The sequence below is a fragment of the Streptomyces sp. T39 genome (genome assembly GCF_008042045.1).
Classification (GTDB): domain Bacteria; phylum Actinomycetota; class Actinomycetes; order Streptomycetales; family Streptomycetaceae; genus Streptomyces.
In genome coordinates this window covers 125,101-137,217 of the sequence record NZ_RDBP01000057.1, presented here as the reverse complement: position 1 = coordinate 137,217, position 12,117 = coordinate 125,101, and the positions used below count along the sequence as shown (strand labels likewise).

The following is a 12,117-nucleotide window of genomic DNA, read 5'->3' as shown; positions in this document are numbered from 1 at the left end:
GCTCGGCGCCGTACTGGAGCACGGCCTCGCCGACCAGTGCGCGGATGTGGTTGCAGTACGAGCCCCGCGCGCCGCCGCAGGGCCGGTTGTTGTTGGTGCTGCACGCGAAGGCGTAGGTGCCGGCGGCGACGGAGGACACGTACACCCGGCCGATGTCCGAGCCGCTGGACACCACGCCCTGCACGCGGCCGTCGGCCAGTTCGACGAACGGCACCTTGGCGAGCTTGCGCGGCCGCGCGGGCGGTGTCACCCGGACCGTGCTCGACTTCTCCCCATCCGACAACGGACCATCTCCAATACACACGGGAGGTGTTCACGCCACCGCGGCGGAACGGAGACGAACCTATCCGTGCCCACTGACAGCGCCACGGCGGACGCCCGGCCCCGGACGACGCAGGGGCCCGGGACCGCCCGGCCCCGGACGACGCAGGGGCCCGGGACCGCCCGGCCCCGGACGACACAGGGGCCCGGGACCGCCCGGCCCCGGACGACACAGGGGCCCGGGACGCGCCCCACGCGCGTCCCGGGCCCCTGCTCCCCTGCGTGTCAGCTCTTGACCGCTCCGGAGGTGATGCCGCCCACGATGTGCTTGCCGAGCACCGCGAAGACGACCAGCAGCGGCAGCGTCGCGAGCAGGGCACCGGTGAGCACGATGGCGTGGTTGATGCTGTGGTTGCCCGAGCCCAGTCCGGCGAGGGCCACCTGGAGGGTGGGTGACCCGTCCGGTGTCAGCGCGATGAACGGCCAGAAGAAGTCGTTCCACGCCTGCACGAAGATGAGCATCCCGAGCACCGCCATGGCGGGCCGCGCGACCGGGAAGACCACGTGCCAGATGATGCGCAGGCTGTGCGCACCGTCCACCCGGGCCGCCTCGATCAGCTCGACCGGCAGGGCCTCCAGCAGGTACTGCCGCATGAAGAACACACCGAACGCGGCGACCAGGCTGGGGAGGATGACCGACTGGAGCTGGTTGACCCAGCCGAACTCGGTGATCAGCTGGTACAGCGGGATCACGCTCAGCTGCGGCGGGACGGTCATGGTCGCGACCACGATCGTCAGCAGCACGTTGCGGCCCTTGAACTCCAGCTTGGCGAAGGCGAATCCGGCCAGGGTGGCGAACAGCACGGTGCTGCACGCCACGGCGCCCGCGACGATCGTCGTGTTGATGAGCGCCTCGCCCATGTCGACCTGGTTCCAGGCGATGGAGAGGTTGTTGAACAGCTCCTTGCCCGGCAGCAGCGGGCTCGGCGCCTGCACCACGCGCTCGCCGGTGTGCGAGGCCGCGACCAGGTTCCAGTACAGCGGGAAGAGCGAGATCAGCGCCGCGAAGCCCAGCAGGACGTAGGTGAACGGCCCGGCGTGGTGCTGGCGTCCGGCCTTGGTGCCGAACCGCTTGCGCGGCGCAGGCGGCCGCCCGTGGGCCGGAGCGGGCCTGTTGAGGGCGTGCGTCATGAGCGAGCCGCTCCGTCCTTCTTCTTCCCCCGGCCGGACCGGCCGAGCAGGTGCTGAACGAGTCCGATGAGCAGCAGCAGGAGCAGCATCACCCAGGCGATGGCGGACGCCTGGCCGAGGGCGCCGGTGATCCAGCCCTTCTCGTACATCAGCAGGCTGAGGGTCTGGTACTGGTTGCCGCTGCCGCCGCCGATGCCGAGGCTGCCGCCGAAGATCAGCGGTTCACCGAAGAGCTGGGTGGCGCCGATCGTGGAGACGACGATGGTGAAGAGGATCGTCGGCCGGATCGAGGGGATCGTGATGCTGATGAACTGCCGGAACCGCGAGGCGCCGTCGAGCGCGGCCGCCTCGTAGAGGTCGTTCGGCACGGCCTGCATGGCGGCCAGGTAGATCAGCGCGTTGTAGCCGGTCCAGCGCCAGGTGACGATCGTGGAGATCGCGATCTGGGCGGGCCACTTCTCCGTCTCCCAGTTGACCGCGTCGATGCCGACGTAGCCGAGCAGCTGGTTGATCAGACCGTAGTCGGTGTTGAACAGCTGCGCGAAGACGAGTGCCGCCGCGGCGATGGAGGTGGCGTACGGGGCGAGGACGGCGACGCGGTAGAAACCGCGTCCGCGGATGCGGTAGTTGAGCAGGTGCGCCAGGCCGAGCGCCATCAGCAGCTGGGGAACGGTGGAGATGATGCCGATGGTGAAGGTGTTGGCCAGCGCGTTCCAGAAGAAGTCGCTGTCCCACAGCCGGAGGTAGTTGTCCAGGCCGCGCCACTCGGCCTCTCCGCCGAGCTCCACCTTCTGGAGCGACAGCCAGCCGGTGTAGACCAGCGGGAACAGGCCGAAGGCGGCGAAGACGAGGAAGAACGGTGCGACGTAGACGTACGGCGTCGCCTTGAGGTCGAGCCGGTAGAGGCGGCTGCGCCAGCCGTCCGGGTCGCGGCGCTTCGGTTCCTTGGGGCTGCCCGACAGGACGACGGGGGGCGAGGCGTCCTGGTCGGGCTTGAGGGAGGTGGCCATCAGGCGCCCTTTCCCTGGTGAGTCATGAAGTTCATGGATGGACACGGGGCGCGCCGGCCGCCCGTGCGGGACGGGCGGCCGGCGCCGGGGCGACTACTGGTCGATCTTGTCCTCGATCAGCTTCTTGACGTTGTTCCACGCCTTGTCGGGCGAGGTGCCGCGGGTCTCGATGTCGAGGATCCCGTTGTCGGTCAGGAAGGTCTTGACCTGGCCGTCGTAGCGGCCGATGGGCGCCGGGGTGATCTTCTGCGCGGCGGCGGAGTAGATCTTGCCGACCGGGACGCCGGGGAAGTACTCGGGCTGCGCGTTCTGCACCGAGTCGGAGCTGAGGCCGGCGGTGGTGGAGGGGATGTTGCCGTTGACGGCGAAGACCTTGGCCTGCTGCTCGGGCGCGGTCAGCCAGGCGGCCAGCTTGGCGGCCTCGGCGGTGTTCTTTCCGGCCTTCGGCACGGCGAGGAAGGAGCCGCCCCAGTTCGCCGGGACGGGCGCCTGGGCGATGTCCCACTTGCCCTTGTTGGCGGGACCGGCCTGGTCCTTGATGATGCCGGTCATCCAGCTCGGGCAGGCGACGGTGGCGAACTTGGAGTTCTTGAAGGCGGCGTTCCAGGTGCCCTTCTCGTCGAACTGCCGCAGCTTGCCGGTCAGACCGCCCTGCGCGGCCTTCACGGCGACGTCCCAGGCCTTGGCGACACCGGGGCTGCCCTCCCAGTGGAGCTTGCCCGTGTCGTCGGAGTACTGGTCGGGCTCGCTGGAGATCACGGCGTTGAACAGGCCGCTCGCGGAGTCGTGGAAGGCCGTGCCCTCGGGCGCCTTGGCCTTGTACTTCTCGCCCTGCTCCAGGAACTTGTTCCAGTCGCCGGCCCAGAGCTGTCCGACCTGCTCGCGGTCGGTCGGCAGACCGGCCTTCTCGAAGAGGTCCTTGCGGTAACAGATGCCCATCGGGCCGATGTCCGTGCCGAGCGCGATGACCTGGTCGGTGCGGGTCGTCGCCTGCTTGACCTTCCAGTCCAGGAACGCGGAGGTGTCGACGCCGTCCGCCTTGCCCAGGTCGACCCACTTGTTCGCCATGGCGTCACCGGTGGCCTCGGCGATGTAGCCGACCTCGATGGCCTGGATGTCGGCGAGGCCGCTGCCCTGGGAGAGCCGCAGCTTGAGCGCGTCCCAGTACTTCTGGCCGTCGGCGACGTTCGTCTCTTCGATCTTGATGTTGGGGTGGAGCTTCTCGTACTCGGCGTAGAGCTTCGCGCCCGTCTTGTCGTCGAAGCCGAACGAGCCGAAGGTCCCGACGCGCAGAGTGATCTGCTTGCCGCTGCCCGCGGCGTCGTCGGTGCCGCTGTCGCCGTCCGAACCGCAACCGGTCAGGACGAGTCCGAGGGCGAGCAGGCCCGAGGTGGAGAGGGTGACCGCACGGCTTCTGCGCCTGGCGGCACCGGTGGATATGCGCATTCGAGGCTCCTACGACTGTTGTGGCTGGTGGCGGGCCCAGAGCGACAGGGTGGGGCTGACGGCGAGCAGGACCGGTCACGGGTAAGGAAGTGCGGAAGCGATGGACAGCGGATCCGCGGATCCAGTGGGAGCGCTCCCACTTCTGCTTGGATCGAAAGCTTCCCGGCGGCGACACCCGCTGTCAAGGTCGCGCAACAGAGCTTTATTGCTCCGAGATGTCACCGGCGTGAGAATCTCCCTTTTCCCCGAGCTTTCCTTCAGGACGTAACGGAAGGAACCGGGCGTGCGCGGCGCTTCGGGCCGCTCCGCCGTCATTGGTCGAACGGAGGCGCGGAGCCCTCCTCGACAAGCCTTCGGACCACGATCAATAATGGGAGCGCTCCCGAACTCTCCGTCACCGCGGTCTCCAGGGAGAATCGGCACCACAGCACCATCCCGCACCGGAGGTCACGCGCATGGCAGTACGGGGCCGACACGGCCAGCCCACACTCGAGCAGGTCGCCGAGCTGGCGGGCGTGGGGCGGGGCACCGTGTCGCGGGTGATCAACAAGTCGCCCGGCGTGCGGGACACCACCCGGCTCGCGGTCGAGGAGGCCATCGCCCAGCTCGGCTACATCCCGAACCACGCGGCCCGCGCACTCGCCGGCAGCCGCACCGACGCCGTGGCGCTCGTGGTGCCCGAGACCGAGAAGCGGTTCTTCACCGAGCCCTACTTCTCCGAGATCATCCACGGCGTCGGCATCGGTCTCGCCGACACCGAGCTCCAGCTGCTGCTCACCCTCGTCCGCACCGAACGCGAGCGCGCGCGGTTCCTCCAGTACGCGAAGGCCCGGCGCATCGACGGGGTCTTCCTGGTCTCCGTGCACCGCAGCGACCCGCTTCCGGACCTGCTCTCCGAGATGGACATGCCCACCGTGCTCGGCGGCCGGCGCACGGCGGACGAGACGGTCTCCTACGTCGACTCGGACAACGCGGGCGGGGCGCGCCTGGCCGTGCGGCATCTCGCCGCCACCGGCCGCCGCAAGATCGTCACGATCACCGGCCCGTCCGACATGTACGTGGCCCAGTGCCGTCTGCGCGGCTACGAGGAGGCCGTGCGCGGCGCCTGCGAGGGCTACGACCCGTCCTGGGCGGCTGACGGCGACTTCACCGAGGAGAGCGGGCGGCACGCGATGACGGAGCTGCTGCGCCGCCACCCCGACCTGGACGCGGTCTTCGCGGCGTCCGACGTGATGGCGGCGGGCGCGCTGCACGCCCTGCGCGCGGCAGGCCGCCGGGTGCCCGACGACGTCGCGGTCATCGGCTTCGACGACTCCCCCCTGGCCCAGCACACCGACCCGCAGCTGACCACGGTCCGCCAGCCGGTCGAGGAGATGGGCCGCACCATGGCCGGCGTCCTCATCGACCAGATGTCCGACCCGGGGGCGGCCTGGCGCAACGTCGTCCTCCGCACGGAACTGGTCCGCCGCGGCACGGCCTGACGGCCCCGGCCGCCCCCGGCCCGTCCGCCGCTCGCGGACACCGTGCGCAGTGCGGTGCGCCGGCCGGCCGCCCGCACGGGCGCCGCGACCCCGCCGGGCGCCCGGGGCCCTGCCCCGGCACCCCGGCCCGTCCGGCCCCTGTGCCGGCACGGCCGCAGGCCGCACCGCGCGCCCCTCCCGGCGCGCACCGGCACCCCCGGCCGAGAACCCACGCACCCCCCGAGCCCCGAGGCCGGCCGCACACGCGGTGCGGCGCCTGCGAGGGGGCGAATCCCACAGGCGCCGCGGGCCGGGCGCCGCCCGGCCGTGTGGGCGTCCACCACGCCCACGGCCCCCTGCCGGCCCGGGGCCCCGGGCCGGCGGGGAGTGTGTGCGGCCGGTCCCGCCGTGGACCGGCCGCATGCCGCACCGGGACGGTGCCGCCCCCACTGGCGGCACCGGCCCGGGCGGGGTCAGGAGTGCCCGGAGGCGAGCAGCGGTGCGGTCCGGTCCAGATACGTCGCGGTCCACACCAGCGGGGCGTTCCAGTTGATGGTGTTCTCCTTGGAGCACCACGCCTCGGGTGCCGTCCCCGGGCCGGCGTAGGACTTGGCGGCCGCACGGCCCCTGGGCGTCGCCGGGTCGTTGATGTCCTGGTTGTTGGGCCCGCCGGAGAGCCATCCCCGGGGGTAGGACGTGCCGGGAAAGCGGCCCCACGCGAGCCGGTCGTGCAGGTCGGACTCGGCGTACTCGCCGTAGCCGGTCACGTAGGACAGGCGCATGGCGTTGGTGCCCATCAGGTAGTCCATGCCCCGGTGGGCCGCCTTGAGGTAGCGCAGGTCACCGGTGGCGTGGTGAGCGGTGCCGAGCAGGAGCATCCGGTTGGCGATGAAGGAGTTCGAGCCCCACGGGTACGGGGAGCCCCCGGGGAGGAGCGCCGGGTAGCCCTCGGCGCCGAGTCCCGCGACGACGGAGTCGGCGAACGAGACGAGGGCGCCGCGCATCCGCGCGAGGTCCCCGGCCGGCAGGTCGGAGCCGACGGTGAGCAGCGAGAGGGTGCCCGCCGCCGCGACCTCCTGCCAGTCGAACTGGCCGATCTCCCCGTAGTGCGGCGACGCGGTGACCGCCTGGCGGTAGGCGCCCGCGGTGCCGTCCGCGCGCTTGCCGGCCGTGAGGAAGAGCTCGACGGCGGCTGCGTAGCGGTCGTCGCTGTTCTTCGAGTCGGGATAGTCCCCGCCGCCCTCGGCGTCGTTCCCGGTCGCGTAGTCGACGTCCGGCTGCGCCTCCGCGCGCTGCCACGCCGTGCGGGCGGTCTGCCACAACTGGTCGGCACGGGCCGGGTCGTAGGGCCGCAGCACCCTAGAGAGCTGTGCGGCGGTGCGGGCGACGGCGTAGGTGGCGTTGGTGGACGGCGGCATCGCGGAGCGGGCCATGCGGTTCTCCGCGCCGACGTCGGTGACGGGGAACGCGCTCCAGGAGTGGTTGTGCACCTTGTGGGAGGCGAGTCCATCGGGCGGCAGCATGCCGGCCATGAAGCGGGAGCCGAAGGCGACCTCGTCGACGATGTCCGGCCGCCCGTTGCCGCGTTCGGGCACGGCCAGGCTGCCGTCCCCGTAGGCGGCCGGGTCGCGTTCGAAGAGGTTGAGCAGCGTCCACGCGGAGATGGCGTGGTTGACGGGGTAGATCCCGAAGTCCCCCGCGTCCGCCCAGGATCCCGCGACGTCCAGGCGGGCGCCGCCGCACCAGTTGTTCCAGCAGGGGACGGAGCTGTCGCCGGGGTGCAGCGCGGCGTGGGCGTGGGCGCCGTTCTGGAGGTACTGCGCCTCCACGGCGGTGCCCATGCGGTGGAAGTAGAAGTACTGCATGCCCTCCTGGCCGAGCCGGGGGTAGAGCGATGCGCCGCCGACGGTGAAGGGCACACTGGTGCCGGCCGACGCGACGGTGAGCCGGTACTCGCCCGCCCGGGTGACCGAGGAGAAGTCGGCCTGGTGCACCTGGTCGCCGGAGGCGCGGTCGTAGCCGTGGACCCGGGTCGTGCCGGAGGCGACGACGGCGTTGTCCGCGGTGCCGCGCAGCTCCCAGGCGAGCGGGGACGAGGAGCCGGTGACCACGGTGGCGATCTTGTCGGCGCCGGTGAGATAGCCGATCTGGTTGACCCTGACGGCGCTCGGGTCCGCGGCCGCCGACGCGGGGGACGCGCCGGCCACGGGGCTGAGCAGAGCGGCGCTCAGCGCGCCGGCGAGGAGCGCGGCGGTGCGGCGGGAGAGCCGCCGTCGCGCCGGTGCGGCCGCGGAGGGCGGGCCGCCGGTGCGGGTGGGGGTGCGGGGCATGGTTCGGCCTCCGGAGTGGGGGGAGACCGGAAGCCGGGGCTTCCGGTGGGGAGAGGTGGTTCAGCCGGCGGCGGGCACGGTGCCGTAGTGGTCGCCGAGGCTGATGCCGGTCGTGCTGTTCACCCCGCCGAGGGGCACCTCGTGGTCGAGACCGACGAACTTGTTCCCGGACTGCCACAACGCGGGCTTCAGCAGCGCGTACTTGGCCTCGTCCCAGGTCGTCCAGTCGTACCCCAGCAGGCCGCCGGTGTCCCCGGAGTTGGGGTTGATGCACCAGAACGTCTGGTGGATGCGGTTCTCGGCGATGAGGTCGCGCAGGGCCGTCATCCACTTCTGGTTCGGCCCGTTGTCGAGATGCCCGCCCCACTCGCCGATGAGCAGCGGAGCGGTGTTCTCCTTGTGCAGGTAGAGCCAGTTGGGGTCCCAGACGTCCCGTTCGAGGGTGGCGCGGTTCCACTCGCCCTGGAACCAGGGCTGCTGGTGGACGAGGGGCCCGTAGTCGTGCGGCGAGTAGACGAGCTGGTCCTGCTGCGCCCCGAGGTCCACGGGGTGGTCCCGCACGCCGCGGAGGTTCCCTCCCCACCAGGTGAAGTGGTAGTCGGCCGCGGCGGTGGAGGTCCAGTCGGTGCCGTTCCTCGGATAGATCTCGATGCCCTCGCAGAGCACCAGCACCTGCGGGTTGATCGCCAGGATGCGCTTGCCCGCGGTCTCGCACACGTGCTTGAAGTTGTCCTGGTCGGCACTCGCGTCCCACTTGGCGCGCGGGCTGGAGGACTGGGTGCCGTGCGGCTCGTTCTTGACGTCCATCGCCACGAGCGTGTCGTTCGCCCGGTACCGCGCGGTGACCCACTCCCAGGCGGCGTAGAAGTCCTCGGTGGTGACGGCGCCCTTCCACCACACGGGGTGGACGTGGCCCGAGTTGTCGGCCTCGGCGCTGTGGACGTCGAGCATGACCTTCATGCCGTACTTCTCGGCCAGGGCGAGGAACGCGTCGAAGACCTGAAGGGTGGTCCTGTCCTTCAGCTCGGGGTTGGCCCAGGTGTTGACGGCGCTGGGCACGGCGGCCCGGCCGTTCTTCCATTCCAGCAGCAGCTGGGTGGAGATGGGGACCCGGACGATGTTGATGCCGCGCTGGGCCATGGAGCGGGTGATGGTCTCCAGGTTGACCGACCACAGTCCGTGGAAGACCCGCTCGCCGGCGTTGAAACCGAACCAGTTGGCCCCGGTCAGCCAGACCTCGTTGCCCTGGGCGTCCACGATCCGGTTGCCCTCGGTGTGCAGCCAGTCCGTGCCGGCCTGGGCACGGGGGGCCTGCGGTGCGGGTGCCCCGGTCGCGGCGGACGGAGACGCCACCGACAGCGCGACGAGTGCGGCGGCCGCGGTCAGGGCCACGGGTACGGCCCGCCCCGGGCCCCCTCCGCGGGTGCTGTGCCACCTCATGGAACTCTCCTTTCCCCTTGCCTGCGGAATACGGGAGCGCTCCCACTCGGCTCGGCCCTCCCGCCCTGGCGCCGGTCACGGTGCGGCGCCGGACAGGGACGGTGCGGGAGCGCTCCCAGTCAGCATGGCCCGGACGATCGGACCACGGGTACCCGGACCTGCTGCGCATCCGGGGCGACACGGAGGTTCTGACGCCACGGATTCGGCGCCGCGACCAATGAAGCGGCTGCGGGGCCGCCTGTCAATGGGCGGGACAGAAGCCCATCGGCCTTGACAACAGAGGACCTCTCCCGCGACGCTCTTGGGAGCGCTCCCATTCTGGTTGACGCGTCTCTGGTACTCAGCCTGCCCCGCACAGAGACGCCCGGTCGCCGGAGCGGGAGCGCTCTCAGTTTCCGGACAACAACCAGAGGATGACGATGACCGCAGAGAACGGCCCGGCTCCCACAGCCCTCTCGCAGCCGCCGGACGCCTCGGCCTTCCCGCCCGGCTTCCTGTGGGGCGTCGCCACATCGGCGTACCAGATCGAGGGCGCCGCGGACCGGGACGGCAGGGGTACGTCGATCTGGGACACGTTCTCGCGCACGCCCGGCAAGGTGGTGAACGGCCACACCGGTGACGTGGCCGCCGATCACTACGCGCGTTACGAGCAGGACGTTGCCCTCATGTCCGAGCTGGGGGTGGGCGGCTACCGCTTCTCCGTGGCCTGGCCGCGCATCCAGCCCGACGGACGCGGACCGGCCGACCCGCGCGGACTCGACTTCTACCGGCGCCTCGTCGACAGCCTGATGGAGAACGGCATCGAGCCGGCGCTCACCCTCTACCACTGGGACCTGCCCCAGGCGCTGGAGGACGAGGGCGGCTGGCTGAACCGGGAGACCTCCTACCGGTTCGCCGAGTACGCGCATCTGGTCGCCGACGCCCTCGGGGACCGGGTGCGGATCTGGGGCACCCTCAACGAGCCCTGGTGCGCGGCCTTCCTCGGATACAGCAAGGGCATCCACGCCCCGGGGCGGACCGACCCCGCCGGGTCGCTGCGCGCCGCCCACCACCTCCTCCTCGGCCACGGCCTCTCGGTACCGGCCATCCGGGCGGCGTCCCCCGGCGCGGAGGTGGGCATCACGCTCAACTTCTACCCGGTGGAGCCTGATTCGGACAGCGCCGCCGACAAGGACGCGGCACACCGCATCGACCTCCTCCAGAACCGGCTCTTCCTCGACCCGGTGACCGACGGGGCCTACCCGGCCGACATCCGGGACCACGTGGAACGCGTCAGCGGCACGGCGCACATCCACCCGGAGGACGAGAAGGCCATCGGCGCCCCCATCGACTTCCTGGGCGTCAACTACTACTCCTCGTACCGGGTCGCCGGCGGCGGCGAGGCGGACGGGCCGACCGAGTGGCCGGGCGCCGAGGACGTCCGCTTCATCGACCGCGGCCTGCCGCGCACCGGGATCGGCTGGGAGATCGACGCGGACGGCCTGCGCAGGCAGCTGGTGCGCATCGAACGCGACCACCCCGGCCTGAAGATGTACATCACCGAGAACGGCGCGGCGTTCGACGACACCCCGACCGCCGCGGGCGAGGTGCACGACGCGGACCGCACCGCGTACATCGAGGGGCATCTCCGGGCCACCCGCCAGGCGATCGAGGAGGGTGCCGACGTCGCCGGCTACTTCCTGTGGTCGCTGCTCGACAACTTCGAGTGGGCCGAGGGGTACGGCATGCGCTTCGGCATCGTGCGCGTCGACTTCGACACGCAGGTGCGCACACCGAAGCAGAGCGCGCTCTGGTACGGCAACGTGGCCCTGCACAACCGCCTGCCGGACTGATCCGGTACCGCGTGCCCCGCCAGGGGGCGGGGCACGCGGGGGCCGCGCGGGGCGCGGCGCGGTTCGGCCGGGCCGGACCATGGGACGATGTCCGTCATGCGCACCTCGTCCCGGGGCGCCCGTGCGACCCTGCTCGGCGTCCTCCTGCTCCTGACCGCCGCCTGCACATCGGACCCGGCCGGCAACAGCGGCGGCGGGACGGACGGACGCGGCGCGGCCCCCGCCGAGGTGCGGCCGCCGGCCGCCGGCGCCGCCTTCGACTACCAGCTCGGGGGCGCCTACCCGCCGCCCGACGGCGTCCGGGCCGTGGCCCGCGACCGCACCGCCGAGCCCGCCGCCGGGCTCTACAACATCTGCTACGTCAACGCCTTCCAGACCCAGCCCGACGAGGCGGTGGACTGGTGGCGCGAGAACCACCCCGGGCTGCTGCTCCGCGACGGCGACGGCGAGCTGGTGGTCGACGAGGACTGGGACGAGCCGCTGCTCGACATCTCCTCGAAGGCCAACCGCACGGCGCTGCTCGCCGTCGTCGGCCCCTGGATCGACGGCTGCGCCGACGACGGCTACGACGCGGTCGAGCCGGACAACCTGGACTCCTGGACCCGCTCGGACGGGCTGCTCACCCAGGACCATGCCATCGCCTTCGCCCGCATGCTCAGCGACCGCGCCCACGCCAAGGGGATGGCGATCGCCCAGAAGAACACCGCCGAGCTGCTGACGGCGCGCGCCCGGACCGGATTCGACTTCGCGGTCGTGGAGGAGTGCGCACGGTACGACGAGTGCGGGGAGTTCGCCGCGGCGTACGACGGCAGGGTGTTCGACGTGGAGTACACGGAGCGCGACTTCGCGGCGGGGTGCCGCGCGTGGGGGGAGCGGGTGTCCATGACCCTGCGCGACCTCGATGTCCTCCCGGCGGGTGAGCCGGGGCACGTCCACCGCAGGTGCTGACGCCCCCTGGGGGGCGGTCGTGTCGGGGGTTCGTCCGCCCCGTGCGGGCCGATGGTGGCGCACCCCCGCTGAACGCGGGTGTCCTCAAGCGCCGGACGGGCTGCAATCACGTGCGGGGCAGTGCCGCTCCCGCACAGCGAGCGGCAATGACCTCCAGAGCCCCCCCGGCCCGCAGGCGAAGCCACGTCCCCCGCCAGGG

The 12,117-nt window shown here is 71.7% G+C and carries 8 protein-coding genes and 1 pseudogene; 3 read left to right on the top strand and 6 right to left on the bottom strand.

The window, feature by feature from the left end; translation table 11 throughout:
- The 4 genes and pseudogenes from EAO77_RS34230 to EAO77_RS34210 form a co-directional block, all read right to left on the bottom strand.
- Positions 1 to 283: pseudogene (locus EAO77_RS34230) on the bottom strand (hypothetical protein); the annotation flags it as partial.
- Positions 284 to 546: 263 nt separating this feature from the next.
- Positions 547 to 1,452 carry a carbohydrate ABC transporter permease gene (locus tag EAO77_RS34220; protein ID WP_147992216.1) on the bottom strand — a complete coding sequence of 302 codons (906 nt, stop codon included), beginning with the start codon at positions 1,450 to 1,452 and terminating at the stop codon, positions 547 to 549.
- A complete protein-coding gene (locus EAO77_RS34215) occupies positions 1,449 to 2,462 on the bottom strand; it encodes a carbohydrate ABC transporter permease (protein ID WP_147992215.1) in 1,014 nt (337 codons plus the stop codon). Before EAO77_RS34215 ends, EAO77_RS34220 begins: the two co-directional genes overlap by 4 nt.
- 93 nt (positions 2,463 to 2,555) lie before the next feature.
- Positions 2,556 to 3,908, bottom strand: a complete 1,353-nt coding sequence (locus tag EAO77_RS34210; protein ID WP_147992214.1) for an ABC transporter substrate-binding protein — start codon at positions 3,906 to 3,908, stop codon at positions 2,556 to 2,558.
- Between the two features lie 455 nt (positions 3,909 to 4,363).
- Between EAO77_RS34210 and EAO77_RS34205 the strand changes: the two genes are divergently transcribed.
- Positions 4,364 to 5,389, top strand: coding sequence for a LacI family DNA-binding transcriptional regulator (locus tag EAO77_RS34205; RefSeq protein ID WP_147992213.1), 1,026 nt, complete (start codon positions 4,364 to 4,366; stop codon positions 5,387 to 5,389).
- 452 nt (positions 5,390 to 5,841) lie between these two features.
- On the opposite strand, the gene EAO77_RS34200 is transcribed toward EAO77_RS34205, so the two are convergent.
- Together EAO77_RS34200 and EAO77_RS34195 are read right to left on the bottom strand one after the other, a co-directional pair.
- Complete coding sequence (locus EAO77_RS34200) at positions 5,842 to 7,698, bottom strand: glycoside hydrolase family 9 protein (protein WP_147992212.1); 1,857 nt, start codon at positions 7,696 to 7,698, stop codon at positions 5,842 to 5,844.
- 60 nt (positions 7,699 to 7,758) lie between these two features.
- Entirely contained in the window at positions 7,759 to 9,138 is a 1,380-nt protein-coding gene (locus EAO77_RS34195; protein ID WP_147992211.1) for a glycoside hydrolase family 5 protein, read from the bottom strand.
- A 419-nt stretch (positions 9,139 to 9,557) separates the two neighbouring features.
- Here EAO77_RS34195 and EAO77_RS34190 point away from each other — a divergent pair, with 419 nt between their 5' ends.
- Positions 9,558 to 10,970, top strand: a complete 1,413-nt coding sequence (locus EAO77_RS34190) for a GH1 family beta-glucosidase (protein WP_147992210.1) — start codon at positions 9,558 to 9,560, stop codon at positions 10,968 to 10,970.
- Between the two features lie 87 nt (positions 10,971 to 11,057).
- Positions 11,058 to 11,918 carry an endo alpha-1,4 polygalactosaminidase gene (locus EAO77_RS34185; RefSeq protein ID WP_147992209.1) on the top strand — a complete coding sequence of 287 codons (861 nt, stop codon included), beginning with the start codon at positions 11,058 to 11,060 and terminating at the stop codon, positions 11,916 to 11,918.
- Positions 11,919 to 12,117: the final 199 nt, after the last annotated feature.